A 14,456-nucleotide genomic window follows, 5' to 3' on the forward strand; every position below is an offset into this window, starting at 1 on the left:
ATGGACGGCTCCGTCCAATTGCCCGAAAACCTCTTAACCCGCTTTTCCAACGCGGCCAATGCAGTGCGTAAGTGCACCGAGGCCCGCGTATTTTCTCATAACGACGCCGATGGCATTGGTGCCGCTAGCGTGCTCACGTCCATGCTCGCACGTTCGGGCAAGGGATGTCAGACCTCCATGCTCAAAGGGTTTGATTTTAAGACGATCGAGGAGGGGGTAGTGTCCGGGGTCGACCTGCTGATCGTGGCCGATATGGGCTCCGGCAACTTGAGCCAGCTGGAATCACTAGGTTTACAGACGATCGTACTGGATCACCACCGGCAAGAGAGGGACTCCGACAAGTTGCATCACCTGAACCCTTCGGTGTTCAAGGTGGATGGAGCCCGGTACGCCTGCGCCAGCACCCTTTCCATGCTTTTGGCGGTGACGGTAGATGAAATGAACTGGGACTTGCTGCCATTGGCCTTCACGGGCATGGTGGGGGACCGACAGCACCAACAGGGATTGAGCGGGGTCAACGCCCACCTCTATGCAGGAGGTAGCGCAAAAGGACTGGTGCAGGAAAAGAAGGGTTCCCTATTGCTTCCCGGTCCGGTGGGTGAAAGCCTAGCGCGCTCCACACATCCTTTCATCAGAGGGGTCAGTGGAGATCCCCAAGGGGTCGCACAGCTGCTGAATGAGGCAGGACTGCACGGTGAGACGACCTGGGATGCTTTGGACGAGGGGGGACGACGCAAACTGTCATCGCTGGTGTCACTCAAACTCCTGGAACAGGGAGGAACCCTAGGAGGTCTGGAGGATACCTTAGCCCCGGACTACTTCTTTCCCAATGACAACTCCCGGGCCGGCCATATGACCAGATTGGTCAACGCCTGCGGGCGGGTGGGTGAGACCGCCCTTGGACTGGCCGTCCTGTTGGGCGAGGAAGAGGCCCAGGATAAAGCTGGGTCCTTGGCCCACGATTACGACGAGATGCTGCTGTCCTCGGTCAAGAGGACGGTGGAGAGGGGTTTGTCCAAGGAAACCGCCATCCAATACTTCGAATCACCGCATAAGGAGGTCTCCAGCGAACTGTGCGGCATTATCATGCAGTGGGTAGGGGACCAGGATAAGGCCACCATATGCCTGACCAGAATAGACAATGAGTTCAAGGTCTCGTCGAGGGGGACCAGGAAGTTGGTGGACAAGGACGGTCTGGACCTTTCGGTCGCTATGCGGGACGCGGCGGCGACGGTCGGAGGGGTCGGTGGCGGACATAATATCGCCAGTGGGGCCACGTTCCCCTTGGGGAAGGAGATCGATTTCATTCAGGCCTTGGATGATATCGTCTCAAAACAGATGGGGCGGACTACCGCCAAGTGACATTGACCTGATCGGTACGGAATCGTTGGTCAACCACGGTCGACTCCAATGAATGCCTTATGCCAGATCGATGCATCATTATTCCGGTCCAAGCGATCATAGCCCCATTGTCCATGCACAAGGTGCGGTCGGGAACGTACATACGGGCTCCACGAGCCTCGGCCATTTCCTGGACCATTTTCTGCAGGCGCTTGTTCTGCACCACGCCTCCGCCCAGCAGGACCTCATCCTTCTCGATGTGGGCCATAGCGCGTTCCGTCACCTCGGTGAGCATGGCGAAGCAGGTCTCTTGCACGCTGTAGCAGACATCCTCCACACGCTCACCACGGTTACGATGAGCGACCGCCGCCGTTAAAATGCCGGAAAATGCCATGTCCATACCCTTTACTGAATAGGGCAGGTCCAGCAACTTGCTCCCTTGAGCAGCGGCCTTTTCGATCTTTGGACCGGCGTAGTAGCCCAGACCGATCTCGCGACCGAGTTTGTCCAGCATATTTCCGATGCCGATGTCCAACGTCTCTCCGAATATGCGGTAACGGCCGTTGGCGAAAGCGATCACCTGAGTGTTGCCACCGGAGGCGTACAACAGAACCGGGTCCTGGGCCAGCGTCTTTATTCTTCCGATCTCCAGGTGTGAGATGCAGTGGTTGACGCCCATTATCGGGACACCTAGACTTAGAGAGAGGGCCCTGGCACCCGTTGCCACGGTACGTAGACAGGGACCGAGCCCCGGACCTTTGGAGAAACATACCAGGTCGATGTCCTTGAAGGACAATCCAGAACGTTCGATTGCCAGGTGGACAAGGGGCACTAAACGTTCGGCATGATGGTTGGCCGCTTCCCGGGGATGAATACCGCCCTCGACCGGACGATACATCTCCATCTCGTTCGCCAGCACATTTCCGTTCTGGTCCACGATACCCACCCCCACTGTGTGGGCGGTGCCCTCTATCCCCAGGCAGTACATCTTCTTCTTACTGGCCCTCGGCCAGTCCCTTAAGTTTGTTCAGGATTATGATGGCCCCCTCGAACACCTCATCGTCCACCACTAGTATGGGAAGGTTGCGATCGAGCAGTTCGTAATAGGCGGCCTCGGCCAATCCTTCGGCCTCCGAGGTATTCACTATACGCATATCTAGACCATCTGGCAATCGAGCCTTGATGTAATCACATTTCTGGCAGTCGGGCTTAGTGAAAAGAATGATCTCCGTCATTTCGCTCAGAGCATGCAAGAAACTGCTACTAATAAAATTTGCTCGGACCAACCATTGTTCCAGTCCGATTATTTTATAGGCTGTACTACGAAAGGCATATACATTAGAACATCTTACGGCAAAATCCTAAGGGCTCATGGTCTAGCGGTTATGACGTCTCCCTGACATCCCTTCCCCGGAAGGGTCAGAGCGGAGGAGGTCTCCGGTTCAAATCCGGATGGGCCCACCATCTTCTTCTCCTTTGATGAATTACGGCCATTTTCAATATTATTTCAATGTATTATTATTGAATATAAAATAATACTAATGATGGGGTAATATTGATCAGATGTCTCTATGTTGATGACGAACTTAGGTTGTTGGAGATCACTAAGGAATTCCTTGAATTGAAGAACGATATCAGTATCACAATTCATGATTCTCCGATCCATGTGAATAAGACATTAAATGAGATGGAGTGCAACATTATTATCTCAGATTATCAGATGCCTGAGATGAATGGGATAGAGTTCTATAAAGCGATCAGAGCGACGGTTCGATCACGTACTTGCACATGTTGAAACCAACACCGAAGGTGTCCTTCTCAACCACCCTGAGGGGCATGTTCAGCCTCTCTTCGAAGATGGCCTCAAGCATACCCTCGTTCAACAGACACAGCGTTCTGCCCACGTCCGGTGCCTTGGAACAATCGTACTCATCCCTGATGATCAGAGTAACTGGGTGTAGGGAGAACACGACCAACTCGCCAAGCTCGTGAGCTAAATAAAAGTCCTTGATCTCGTGTATGAGCCCCTCGACATCGGTGGCCTTCATACGCGTTGATATCTCAGCCCCCATCTGCCGTCCGATGTCCTTTAAGATAGGGTCCATGTTGAACCCGATGGCCTCCATCCCTATGACGATGGACCGTATGGTGCCCTTGAGGAATGTGCTGGGTGTACCGATGGATCGGCCTATGGTGTTGGACACCGCCTTCTTGAGCTCCTCCCTGGGGACCACCGAACTGCCCACGGGGCGGGAGATGACATAGAATATCTTGCGGCGGTTGTCGTTGGGATCGTCCCGATATCCGATCAACCCTTCCTTGACCATCTTATCCAGGTGGACGGAAAGAGTGCTTTGGGCCTTACTAGTAAGAACTGCGATCTCGCTCAAGCTCAGGTCCCTTCGTTGCAGTTCGCTCAATATCTTCTGCCGGACCGGGTTTGATATCTGCCGGAGACCGGTGGTTGTAGAATAAACGTCAAAATCGGAGGACCTGCTGGGCAAAATAATCGTCAAGGTACAGATTAATGGTTTCTGTAAATAAACCTATCGTAATGATACGAAACATCGCCTTCCACATAACTTAATTAGATTGGCGGTCCTCCAGTTGATTAGAGAAAATGAAGATCGTCATAGATGGTGCGGTTCGCGAGATGCGAGCGGTCTGGTATGAGGAGGGTGCTGTGCACATGTTGGATCAAAAGCTCCTCCCCCATAAGGTCCAAGTGGTCAAGATGACCACCCACCACCAGGTAGCTGAGGCCATCCGGGACATGACCGTCCGGGGCGCCCCGGCCATTGGTGTGGCAGCGGCCTACGGAATGCTCTTGGCATCAAACAATCGAGAGGACCTAGAGGCGGCTACCAAAGAGCTCAAAGGGACCCGACCGACGGCCTTCGATCTGTTCTTCGCCGTCGATCATATGAAAGCTAAGATCGCTGCTGGCATCGATCCTATCAGGGCCGCGGATGATTATGCTGACACAATAGTGGAACGCTGCAGGCGCATCGGTGAACATGGTGAGCGCCTCATTAAGGACGGCGACCGCATCATGACCCACTGCAACGCCGGAGCCCTAGCCACAGTGGATTGGGGAACCGCCCTGGCACCGATACGTGAAGCGTGGCGCAAGGGCAAAGAGATATTCGTCTACGTTTCGGAGACTAGACCGAGGCTCCAGGGAATGAAGCTCACGGCCTTCGAACTAATGAACGAAGGTATACCCCACGCCATAATCCCTGACGGTGCCTCTGGCCACTTCATGCGGGAAGGTGTCGACCTTATCATAGTCGGTGCGGACCGCATAGCGGCCAATGGCGATTTCGCCAATAAGATAGGGACATACGAGAAAGCGGTGCTGGCCAAGGAACTAGGAGTGCCGTTCTACACTGCCGCCCCTCTCTCGACCTTCGACCTTTCAATAGAAAGGGGGGAGGACATCCCCATCGAGTACCGTGGCGAGGAAGAGGTGACGATGATCGACGGAGTGAGGATAGCTCCCATAGGCTCCAGGGCATTGAACCCCGGGTTCGATGTGACCCCAAGTAAATATCTGAGCGGGATAATCACTGAGAACGGGGTGCTTGATCCCAAGGACATACGAGAGAGTTTGAAGGGTGCACGGCTATGAAACAGGCTGCCATGCATGTGGTCCGTTACGGACGCTTGCTGTACGAGAAGGGTCTGACCAACGGCACGGGGGGGAACATCAGCGCCCGGGTCGGTGAAATGATGGTCATAACACCGTCAGGTACCTGCAAGGGGATGCTGGACCCAACAGAACTGGTCACGGTCGACATCGCAAGCGGCAAGGCCGTCAGCGGAACACCCTCCATGGAGACGCCATTTCACCTTACCATATACCAGGAGAGAAAGGACGTGAACGGCGTAGTGCACGTCCACCCCCGATTCTGCACACTAATGGCCTGTGCCGGTATCGAGATCACCCCGGGATTGACTCCGGAAGGATTGATGGTCCTGGGAAGGCATGTTCCCACGGTGCCATACGCCACCCCGGGTTCGCAAGACCTGGCATCGGCCTTGCGCCAGAAGATCAAAAACGCTGACGCATTTCTGATGGAGAGCCATGGGGCCATTTCTGTGGGCAAGGACCTAAAGGACGCCTTCCATCGATTGGAAACGCTGGAGTTTCACGCCGAACTACAGTATCGCTGCCTGATGTTGAACAAGGGGGGTCCGCTCCCTGAAGCGGAGATAAAACGCATTCTAAGGAATTGATATCATGATACTGATCACCAAATGGTTCGGGGTCTTCTTGTGTGAGGACACAGAGGTCCGCCAGTTCAAATTGTTCGAGAAGGAGCCGAAAATGGTCGCTATGAAGCTGGCAGCCATCCAGCGGGGAGAGATATTGCCAGAGGAACGAGAGCTGGCGGTGAGGCGCATGAAGGTGGCCGATCCGCGCCTCAAACCCCTGGGTAAGCCCATGGTCTTCGACTCCTCGTTCATCAAGCCGGAGAAGTACGGACTGACGTCGGACCTGATGCAGAAGGTCATGGTGGAACTTGGCAAGATAAGGGTGCGGGAGCCGTTGAGCGAGGACCGGTCCATAGCACAGGCGATCCGGGCGACCGATGATCTGATAGAAGATATCAATCTGCTCAGTGAACGTTTGCACGAATGGTATGGTGTCTACTTTCCGGAGCTGGCCGACCACGCCGTGGACGCGGAGTACGCCCGCTTCATCCATGAGATGGGTGACCGGCAGGTCATCATGGAGCATCTGGGCATCTCCCTAGAGTCAGTAGGCACAGACCTCGTGGACAGGGACCTGAATGTCATTCGAGGAATGGGAGGCACTCTGTACGAGCTGTACCGGCGAAAGGAGGCCTTGGACGCTTACATCCTGGAAGGAATGAACAGGGTGGCCCCTAACCTCACTTCGTTACTCAACCCCAATCTAGCAGCGCGCCTCATATCCTTGGCCGGAGGGTTGCAACGGCTGGCCAAGCTGCCTTCCAGCACCACCCAGTTATTAGGAGCGGAGAAGGCGTTGTTCTTGCACCTTCGTTCCGGAAAGAACCCGCCCAAGCACGGGGTCATCTTTCAGCATCCCTGGATAAACCGTTCGCCATTCTGGCAGAGAGGGAAGGTGGCGAGAAGTCTAGGGGGCAAGATCAGCATTGCCGCCAAGGTTGACGCCTACCACGGTGAGTTCATAGCCGACAAGTTGAAGGAGCAGATGGAGAAGAGGGTGGCTGAGATCAGAGAGAAATACCCCAACCCGCCCCAAAGGCAGCAGCGCCCGCAGAACAGGGGACAAAACCAACGGCATGGCCAGGGTCAGCGATATGGCCAAGGTCGCCGGCGATAAGCAAACTATATAAACGCTCCATCATTTCCCTCCAGAGGTAGCTATGTCGTGGACTCAACAGGAAGTCAGGGAGCTCAAAGAGGGGCGTTACATGCTGATCGATGGGGAACCCTGCAAGATCACTAACATTTCCACCTCCAAGCCCGGGAAGCACGGAGAAGCAAAAGCCAATATCGATGCTGTGGGCGTCTTTGATAATAAGAAACGCAACATCGTTCACCCGGTCAAACACAAGATCCAGGTGCCGATGATAGATAAGCGTAAGGCGCAGGTCCTATCGATCATGGGCGAGGAGGTCCAGTTGATGGACCTCGAGACCTATGAGACCTTTCAATTGCCCATACCCGAAGAGTACGTGGGGCAACTAAATTCCGGTGAGGAGATCATGTACATGATCGCCATGGACCGCCGTAAGATCACCAAGGTGTGATCGGAAATAGGAGGCCTCATGGCCCGCAGTGACCTTTTTGCCATGGCCAATTCCACCTTCGAGGAGGCGGAGTTCGTCATCGTGGGGGTGCCTTATGATGGTACCACCCGGCTACGTTCCGGGACCCGGAAGGCGCCAGCAGCGATCCGAAAGGCATCGAACATCTTCGACCCTTATCTTTTTGAGCATAAGTTAGATCTTTCCAAGGTCAGAGTGCACGATGCCGGGGACGTGGATTGCGGGTCCTCCTGTGACGACATGTTCAAGGCGGTGGAGGAGAAGGCTAGGAGGATCATCAATACTGGCAAGTTCCCCATACTCATAGGCGGAGAGCGCAGTATCACCTATCCTCTGGTAAAGGCATATGATGAGGTCGGCGTCATCAGCATCGACGCTCACCTGGACTTCAGGTCTGAATGCAACATGAAGTTCAACCACGCTTGCACGATGAAGCGGGTGGCGGAGATCGTGGGCATCGAGAACATCGTCCCTTTCGGCGTGCGCTCCATCTCTAAAGAGGAGCTTTTCGGAGAGCTGCCCAATTACGTTGATGCTTACCAGATCAGGGAAGGAGGATTGGACAACTCCTGGAAGAAAGCGCTCAACATGATGCGCAGAGAGAACGTCCTGCTCAGTTTGGACATGGACGGTATCGATCCCGGGTTCGCCCCTGGAACGTCCCGTCCCGAACCGTTCGGCCTGACCGGTTACGAGGTGAAGCGGTGCATAGACATGGTGGGAGACCGCCTAGTAGGCTTCGATATATCCGAGGTGCTACCCTCGCACGACCCAGGTGCCACCGCGGCATTGGCAGCGCGCCTCATCATGGAGGTCATAGCCATAGTCCATACCCGCCGTGGAGAGAAGTAGATGGATTGGTCACCCCTGATCTCAGCTTTCATACTGATATCGTTGACCGAACTGGGGGACAAGACCATGGTGGCGGTCATCACCCTTTCATCGAAGTACCCCAAGCGAACGGTGTTCTTCGGGTCCTTCCTTGGGTTGGCTGCGGTCACCGCAGTAGGAGTGCTCATCGGCGAGGTCCTGTTCCAGTTCGTTCCTTCGTGGATAGTTGGTCTAGCTGCAGGATCGGTCTTTATCATCTTCGGGGTCCTGACGCTGATACGAGAGGAAAAGGATGAAGGGGAGATCAAAGACAGAGGACGCTGGGGAGGGTTCATCACCGCTTTTGGTTTCGTCGCCCTCATGGAATTGGGAGATAAGACCCAGCTTTCTGTGATCACCCTATCCGCGGAGTCCGGAGCGGCCTTGATGGTGTTCATCGGAGCGGCGCTTGGATTCCTATGGCTGACGATCCTGGAGGTATCCCTTGGCAAGGCCATCGGTGAGAAGGTGCCCAAGGATTACATCCGTAAGGGGAGCGGAGCGGTCTTCATCATCTTTGGGATAATATTTCTGATCCAGCAGCTGTTGTGATCACTCTTCGAGCAGCTCCCGCAGCACTTTCTCGCACTCGTCCCCGCAGCGCTTGGCGGTAGCTTCGTCCTTGCCCTCGGAGTACACCCGGAATATCGGTTCGGTTCCAGAAGGCCTTACCAGGCTCCACCCGCCCTCGAAGTATATCTTGACCCCGTCGGTAAGGTCGATCTTCTCTTCGGCGAAGTGGACCTCCACCTGCTCCAGCACCCACTCCTTCTTTTCATCGGGACAGGTCAACTTCCTTTTGTCCAGACTGTAGCGGGGCACCTCCTTGAGCAGTTCAGAGAGCGGCCCCTTCTTGGCGATGATCTCCAGCATCTTGGCCATTGTCATGGCCGCGTCGCGGCAATGCTGATGTTCCGGGAAGATAAGCCCCCCGTTCTCCTCTCCACCGAAGACCGCACCGATCTCCATCATCTTACGTGCGACGATGGGGGCGCCTACCTTGGTGTAAAGAACTTGTCCGTTATGACGCTTGACCACCTCTTCCAGGCAGGAAGAGGTGCTGACCGGGGTCACGACTATTCCGCCGTCGTTCTCCTGGACCATGTAGGAGGCCACGACGGTCAGGGACTGGTCACCATAGACGTAGTTCCCTTGGTCGTCCACGAATATCGTACGGTCAGCATCGCCATCGTGGGCTATGCCCAGGTCAGCCCCGGTGGCCTTGACCACGGCCATGAGGTCCTTGAGATTTTCAGGTGTTGGCTCGCTGGGATGCCCAGGGAAAGTGCCCTGAGGGTTCCCGTTAAGAGTGATGGCCCTAACACCCAGCGAATCCAGCAGACCAGGGGAGGTCACCGAACCGGCGCCGTTGGCGCAATCCAAGACCACGGTGAGGTTCGCTTCGGCGATGGCTGATCGATCGACCGAGCGCCGAATGGCGTTGGTGTAGGAGGTCCCCACTCCCTCCAAACGAGAAATGGAACCGACATCCTTCCACCCAGGGAGACCAAAGCTGCGCTCAAAATAGATGCGCTCGATACCTTCCTCCTTGACCCTTGGCATCTCAGTGCCGTCGTGGTCCACACATTTGATGCCGTTGTACTCCGGCGGGTTGTGGGAGGCGGTGATCATGACCCCACCCTTGACCCCGGAGTGTTTCACGTAATATTGCAGGGCGGGCGTGGGCAACATGCCCAGGTCCACCACGCTGCTTCCAGCGGAAATCATTCCGGCGGTCACAGCTGAACGCAACATGTCCGCGGATGTCCGAGAATCTGTGGCGATGGCCACCCTCCCCATCATGAAGGTGCCGATGGCCCTCCCTACATCCAATGCCATCTCAACCGTCATGTCCTGATTGATTATCCCTCGCACTCCGTTGGTTCCAAATAGCTTTGACAAAAAATCACCTGGGCCGGTCGCGTTGGGATATGATGATGATATTAATTATGTCCGCGGAGTCCTTGAAATTGTCCGCTGAGTTCTCGATGCCGTGAAGCAGGTCGCGCATAAGATAGAGGGCACGGGCGTCCATGTTGGACATGAAGAACTCCTTCTTCATCATGAAGTACAGATCATCCATTATGTGCTCGGATTCCTCGATCTCCTTGCGTATCTTGATGACCAGGTCGTTGTTGGAGCCTAAGTTGTCCACACATACCTTGAGCCCCTTTGCCATGCGCTCCAGCTCCCGGGTCATGATGCTGAACTTGGTCCAAATGCCTGACGACACCGGAATACCGATCTCCAGCACCAGCTGCAGGTTCATGCCTGCCTCTTTGCACCAATCGGCGGCGTAGTCCATCCTTCGTACCAGATGCAGAAGGTCCTCCCGGTTCTTCTCCTCCAGGTCCCCACGGGACAGCTCCTCGGATATGAACTGCTCGTGGGCGTCCGCTCCCTTCTCTGCCAGGAAAGAACGTTTCAGAGCGTCAATGGCTTTGTCCTTATCCCCCTGACAAAGGAAGGACATAGCCCGATTGAATTCCAATATCGTGTCCCCAACATCCTGAGCATGGCTCCTCAGTTCTTTGGAGACCATTGATTCCCGCCTCGAATAGAACCATTCTAGCAACGATGTTCTGTCACTCAAGCCTTATCGCCTCTTCAATTCCATTTTTCGGTTTGGGGTAAAGCACCGCGGTCTTGGGATTGACCGCTAAATAGAGTTCCTTACCAATAGTTAATAGATTCCCATCAAGGGAGGCAACATCAAATCCTACCTCCTCTTCGTCCTCAGTAATAGCTGTGATATGCGAGTAGGTACCCATGAAGGTGATGTTGGTCACCGTGGCCTTCATGCCTTCCGGGGCTACGAACATGAACTCTGGCCGTACGGAGATCACCGTGGCATCCCCTACTTCCATGTCCGTTTGGGCGACCTTTATCAGACCACCGTTCCTCAGCTCCACCAACGACACCCCGTCCTTGACCTCCCTGATCCAACCCTCCAACAGGTTGGTCTCGCCGATGAAGTTGGCACTGAACAGGTTCCTTGGACGAGCGTACAGTTCTTCGGGGGTCCCGGTCTCCACTACCGTGCCAGCCCGCATGAGCACGATGCGGTCGGAGACCGATTGAGCCTCCTCCTGGTCGTGGGTCACGTGAACGGTGGTGATGCCCAGCTCCTTGGACAGGCGCCGCAGTTCGTATCGCAGGTCCACGCGCACCCGGGAATCCAGGGCGGAAAGCGGTTCATCCAGCAATAGTAGTTTGGACCCGGAGGCCAATGCTCTGGCCAATGATGTCTTCTGTTGTTCACCACCGCACAGCTCGGAGGGGAACATGCCCATCTTATCCAGCAACTTGACCATGCCCAGATATTTCCTTGATATCTCATTCTGCACATCTGGGGAGAGGTCCTTGGCACGAGGACCGTAGGAAACGTTGTTCTGTACGGACAGATGCGGAAACAGAGCGATGTTCTGGAAGACGTACCCAATGTCGCGGTCCTCGATGGGCACGCCGGTCATATCCTTTCCCCCTATGAACACCTTGCCATCGCTAGGCTCGATGATCCCGGCGATCATGCGTATCAATGTGGTCTTTCCGCAGCCCGACGGCCCGAGAATGGTCACGTACTCTCCGTCCTCCACCGTGAGGTAGACCTGATTGACGGCGATGACGCTGCCATACTCCTTTCTCAACCCCACCAACCGTACTTCGGGCATTCACTCCACCTTCAGTTCGTTCTCCAATCCACCGGGGGGTATGGGGAACACGGTACCCTTTATCTCTTCCCAGTGCACGTTCAGTAGATCGCCCTCGGTCACCTTTCCCCTCCTCCAGGAGGGGATCTTAGAGGATATCATCTGGCCATTCTCCATCCTAAGGTCTACGTGCAGGTTGCGTCCCTCGAATATCACCCTCTCTACCCTGGCAGTGAAATAGCCGGGCTTGTCGCGTGAGACATCGGTATTACCGATCTTGACCCCCAGCACCGCCTTGGTCCCCGGCGCCATTTCCGTAGGGCGGGCCTTGAGCACCACCCCATCGTCCGTCCGCAAGGACGCCACCGACCCTGATTTCAATATCTCCCCGGTGAAGAAGTTGGACTGGCCCACGAAATTGGCAACGAAAGGAGTGATCGGTCTATCCCATACGTCCGCCGGAGTACCCACCTGCAATATCCGCCCCTGACGAATGATGGCCACCCGGTCGGCCATGACCAAGGCCTCATCGTGATCGTGAGTCACATGGATGGCGGTCATTTTCAACGATTTGATCAAAGAGCGCAGTTCCTTTCGTAAGGATATGCGCAGGCGGGCGTCAAGCGCACGCAACGGTTCGTCCAGCAGCAATAGGTCAGCTCCGGATGCCAAAGCTCTTGCCAGTGCGGTGCGCTGCTGCATACCTCCGCTCAGTTCGGCGGGATAGGCATCCGAACGTCCGGACAAGCGGACGAGGTCCAGCATGCTGATGAGCACCTGCTCCTTGGTCTTCTCGTCAGTTCCCCGAATGTTGAGCCCGAACAGAATGTTCTCCTCTACGGTCAGTTGAGGGAAAAGGGCATACGTCTGGGAGAGCAGGGCGGCCTTGCGGTCCTCAACCTCCAATTCAGCGCAGTCCTCGTCGTTCAACAGCACCATTCCCTCGTCGGGCTTCAGCAATCCGGATATTATGCGGAGGGTGGTGGTCTTTCCGGCACCGGTAGGTCCCAGCAGACATAGGTACTCCCCATCATATATCTCCAGGTCCAGTCCGTCCGCGGCCTTGATGTCCCCATAGCTTTTCTTCAGGCCGATCAATTTGATGGAGGGCATCAGCGGGACCTCCTGCCGTTGGTGATGTAACGGAGGGTAAGCATAGCTATGTAAGAAACAACTATGAGCACTATGCACGCAAGTCCAGCGGTGTAATATCCTCCAGCATAGATCAGGTTGACGATGTAGACCGGTGCGGTGTTGGCATTGCTGACCACTGCCAAGGTGGCACCTGTTTCCCCTAGACTACGGGTGAATGCCATTATCGCCCCGGCCAGTATGGAACCTTTTATCATTGGGTAGAGCACCCGGCGAAAGGCCTGGACCGGTTTGGCGCCAAGGGTCCTAGCGGTCTCCTCGAAAGTGGGGTCGACCTCCTCCACCGCTCCGGCGACGTTGCGCACGACCAAAGGATAGGTGAAGGCCACGTGGGCCAGGATGATGAGCAGGACGTCGTAGGTAGGTATCAGGCTCTGGCTGGTCCAGAAGACCCCGAGGGAATATCCCAGAGCGGCGGTGGGTACGATAAGGGGGACGTTGACCAGCACATCCAATATGGGCGATATTCTGCCAGTGTGGTTCTTGGCGATGTACAGCGCCAATGGGACCCCCAGGGCGATGTCTATCACTGTAACCACTCCCGCAATGAGGAAGGAGAACAGCAGGCTGTCGGTGAAAGGCCCCCAGTCCAGGGAGGTAGGGGTGGCCACCATTACATAGGAGAAGATGAAGAAAGAAGGAACGAGAACGAAGATTATCAGGAACAGAATGGCCAAGCCGTCCTTGGCTTTGGGGACCAATCCCCGAGATAGGAAACGCTCAGGGTATGGCCAGATGCGCCCCATAGGCAGACGGACCTTCATGATGACGAGCTTTAGCACCACCAAGAGCACTAAGGCCAGTAATATCAGGAGTATGCTAACGAAGGCCAGTGGCGCGGCCAGGTCCGGATGTGTCCCCAGCATGCCCTTCCACTGGCCGATGATGGTGGGACCGGTCTGAAAGCCCTGCGAGTTGGCCATGGTGGCCAAGGCGATCATGGTACCACCGGTCTCGCTCAAACTTCGAGCGAAGCAGAGGATGATCCCGGTGACCAGACCTGCACGGAACAGTGGGAGGGTGATGGTACGGGCCGCCGTAAGGGCACTGGCGCCGAGTGTGCGTCCGGCGGTCTCATAGGTTTGATCGATCTGGACCAGGATGGCCGAGAGCGATCGTACCATGTAAGGATATGAGAACACCACGTGCAGCAGGATTATCAACAGGTAGGGTGAACTGATGGCGTTGAGGGCGAAAGAGGGAGCCTGAAGGCTCTCTGGGGTCAGGGCGAAGAATATGGCGGCGCTGAAGCCCAAGGCGGCGGTTGGAACTGCCAAGGGCATATCTATCAGCGTATCCAGGAACCTCTTCCCCCGGAACTGCTTTCGTACCAGCATCCAGGCTACGGGCAGCCCCACCAGGATGTCGATCACGGTAACGATCCCGGCGATCTGGAAGGAGGCGACGATGGAATCCATTATCACCTTCATGGTGGCCGGATCGTCCAGTACGAAGGTCTGGATGGAACCCCAGCTGGTGAAGGCGTAACTGAGGATGTAGACCGTAGGAAGGATGACGAAGAATAGGAAAAAGACCACTATGAAAGCGGTCCATCCAGAACGAAACCTCTTCCGGCTAATAGCAGTGATGAGGGAATCCCATTTGATGTCCGCCAGACCTACACCCCGAATGGGTTCGAGAAAAGTCTGATGCCATATAT

At 55.5% G+C, this 14,456-nt stretch carries 15 protein-coding genes and 1 tRNA gene; 8 read left to right on the forward strand and 8 right to left on the reverse strand.

Features of this window, described 5'->3' with window-relative positions; translation table 11 throughout:
* On the forward strand, positions 1–1,362 hold the full coding sequence (locus tag VMW85_01540) for a DHH family phosphoesterase (GenBank protein HUT26719.1): 1,362 nt from the start codon (positions 1–3) through the stop codon (positions 1,360–1,362).
* On the opposite strand, the gene VMW85_01545 is transcribed toward VMW85_01540, so the two are convergent.
* Entirely contained in the window at positions 1,349–2,329 is a 981-nt protein-coding gene (locus VMW85_01545) for a bifunctional N(6)-L-threonylcarbamoyladenine synthase/serine/threonine protein kinase (protein ID HUT26720.1), read from the reverse strand. The genes VMW85_01540 and VMW85_01545 overlap by 14 nt on opposite strands.
* A gap of 7 nt (positions 2,330–2,336) precedes the next feature.
* Complete coding sequence (locus VMW85_01550; GenBank protein HUT26721.1) at positions 2,337–2,576, reverse strand: hypothetical protein; 240 nt, start codon at positions 2,574–2,576, stop codon at positions 2,337–2,339.
* A gap of 130 nt (positions 2,577–2,706) precedes the next feature.
* Between VMW85_01550 and VMW85_01555 the strand changes: the two genes are divergently transcribed.
* Positions 2,707–2,805: transfer RNA gene (locus VMW85_01555), tRNA-Val, on the forward strand.
* Positions 2,806–3,098: 293 nt separating this feature from the next.
* On the opposite strand, the gene VMW85_01560 is transcribed toward VMW85_01555, so the two are convergent.
* The gene (locus tag VMW85_01560; protein ID HUT26722.1) at positions 3,099–3,857 is read right to left on the reverse strand and encodes an ArsR family transcriptional regulator; all 759 of its coding nucleotides are present in this window, start codon (positions 3,855–3,857) and stop codon (positions 3,099–3,101) included.
* 104 nt (positions 3,858–3,961) lie between these two features.
* Between VMW85_01560 and mtnA the strand changes: the two genes are divergently transcribed.
* The 6 genes from mtnA to VMW85_01590 are packed head-to-tail and all read left to right on the forward strand — an operon-like array spanning position 3,962 to position 8,546.
* A complete protein-coding gene (gene mtnA, locus VMW85_01565; protein ID HUT26723.1) occupies positions 3,962–4,972 on the forward strand; it encodes an S-methyl-5-thioribose-1-phosphate isomerase in 1,011 nt (336 codons plus the stop codon).
* The gene (locus tag VMW85_01570) at positions 4,969–5,580 is read left to right on the forward strand and encodes a class II aldolase/adducin family protein (protein ID HUT26724.1); all 612 of its coding nucleotides are present in this window, start codon (positions 4,969–4,971) and stop codon (positions 5,578–5,580) included. Before mtnA ends, VMW85_01570 begins: the two co-directional genes overlap by 4 nt.
* Positions 5,581–5,584: 4 nt before the next feature.
* A complete protein-coding gene (locus tag VMW85_01575; protein ID HUT26725.1) occupies positions 5,585–6,676 on the forward strand; it encodes a ribosomal biogenesis protein in 1,092 nt (363 codons plus the stop codon).
* A gap of 43 nt (positions 6,677–6,719) precedes the next feature.
* The gene (locus VMW85_01580; protein ID HUT26726.1) at positions 6,720–7,106 is read left to right on the forward strand and encodes a translation initiation factor IF-5A; all 387 of its coding nucleotides are present in this window, start codon (positions 6,720–6,722) and stop codon (positions 7,104–7,106) included.
* An 18-nt stretch (positions 7,107–7,124) separates the two neighbouring features.
* Positions 7,125–7,976 (forward strand): agmatinase, encoded by an 852-nt coding sequence (speB, locus tag VMW85_01585; GenBank protein ID HUT26727.1) that lies wholly within the window; start codon positions 7,125–7,127, stop codon positions 7,974–7,976.
* On the forward strand, positions 7,977–8,546 hold the full coding sequence (locus tag VMW85_01590) for a TMEM165/GDT1 family protein (GenBank protein ID HUT26728.1): 570 nt from the start codon (positions 7,977–7,979) through the stop codon (positions 8,544–8,546). It begins immediately after the preceding gene.
* On the opposite strand, the gene glmM is transcribed toward VMW85_01590, so the two are convergent.
* Genes glmM through VMW85_01615 form a run of 5 tightly spaced genes read right to left on the reverse strand, consistent with a single transcriptional unit; the run spans position 8,547 to position 14,334 of the window.
* The gene (gene glmM / locus VMW85_01595; protein ID HUT26729.1) at positions 8,547–9,896 is read right to left on the reverse strand and encodes a phosphoglucosamine mutase; all 1,350 of its coding nucleotides are present in this window, start codon (positions 9,894–9,896) and stop codon (positions 8,547–8,549) included.
* A 4-nt stretch (positions 9,897–9,900) separates the two neighbouring features.
* Positions 9,901–10,536, reverse strand: a complete 636-nt coding sequence (locus tag VMW85_01600) for a DUF47 family protein (GenBank protein HUT26730.1) — start codon at positions 10,534–10,536, stop codon at positions 9,901–9,903.
* 43 nt (positions 10,537–10,579) lie between these two features.
* On the reverse strand, positions 10,580–11,665 hold the full coding sequence (locus tag VMW85_01605; protein ID HUT26731.1) for an ABC transporter ATP-binding protein: 1,086 nt from the start codon (positions 11,663–11,665) through the stop codon (positions 10,580–10,582).
* Positions 11,666–12,757, reverse strand: a complete 1,092-nt coding sequence (locus VMW85_01610; protein HUT26732.1) for an ABC transporter ATP-binding protein — start codon at positions 12,755–12,757, stop codon at positions 11,666–11,668. It abuts the gene before it with no gap.
* On the reverse strand, positions 12,757–14,334 hold the full coding sequence (locus VMW85_01615) for an ABC transporter permease subunit (protein ID HUT26733.1): 1,578 nt from the start codon (positions 14,332–14,334) through the stop codon (positions 12,757–12,759). Before VMW85_01615 ends, VMW85_01610 begins: the two co-directional genes overlap by 1 nt.
* Positions 14,335–14,456 lie beyond the last annotated feature (122 nt).

This window comes from Methanomassiliicoccales archaeon (assembly GCA_035527755.1).
In the GTDB taxonomy this organism is placed as follows: domain Archaea; phylum Thermoplasmatota; class Thermoplasmata; order Methanomassiliicoccales; family UBA472; genus UBA472.

Excerpts from the sequence above, each read along its gene's own strand:
- VMW85_01610 (HUT26732.1), bottom strand. The coding sequence starts at position 12,757 with ATGCCCTCCATCAAATTGATCGGCCTGAAGAAAAGCTATGGGGACATC.
- VMW85_01540 (HUT26719.1), top strand. The coding sequence starts at position 1 with ATGGACGGCTCCGTCCAATTGCCCGAAAACCTCTTAACCCGCTTTTCC.
- VMW85_01570 (HUT26724.1), top strand. The coding sequence starts at position 4,969 with ATGAAACAGGCTGCCATGCATGTGGTCCGTTACGGACGCTTGCTGTAC.
- VMW85_01550 (HUT26721.1), bottom strand. The coding sequence starts at position 2,576 with ATGACGGAGATCATTCTTTTCACTAAGCCCGACTGCCAGAAATGTGAT.
- mtnA (HUT26723.1), top strand. The coding sequence starts at position 3,962 with ATGAAGATCGTCATAGATGGTGCGGTTCGCGAGATGCGAGCGGTCTGG.
- VMW85_01575 (HUT26725.1), top strand. The coding sequence starts at position 5,585 with ATGATACTGATCACCAAATGGTTCGGGGTCTTCTTGTGTGAGGACACA.
- VMW85_01580 (HUT26726.1), top strand. The coding sequence starts at position 6,720 with ATGTCGTGGACTCAACAGGAAGTCAGGGAGCTCAAAGAGGGGCGTTAC.
- VMW85_01605 (HUT26731.1), bottom strand. The coding sequence starts at position 11,665 with ATGCCCGAAGTACGGTTGGTGGGGTTGAGAAAGGAGTATGGCAGCGTC.
- VMW85_01590 (HUT26728.1), top strand. The coding sequence starts at position 7,977 with ATGGATTGGTCACCCCTGATCTCAGCTTTCATACTGATATCGTTGACC.
- VMW85_01600 (HUT26730.1), bottom strand. The coding sequence starts at position 10,536 with ATGGTCTCCAAAGAACTGAGGAGCCATGCTCAGGATGTTGGGGACACG.
- speB (HUT26727.1), top strand. The coding sequence starts at position 7,125 with ATGGCCCGCAGTGACCTTTTTGCCATGGCCAATTCCACCTTCGAGGAG.
- VMW85_01545 (HUT26720.1), bottom strand. The coding sequence starts at position 2,329 with ATGTACTGCCTGGGGATAGAGGGCACCGCCCACACAGTGGGGGTGGGT.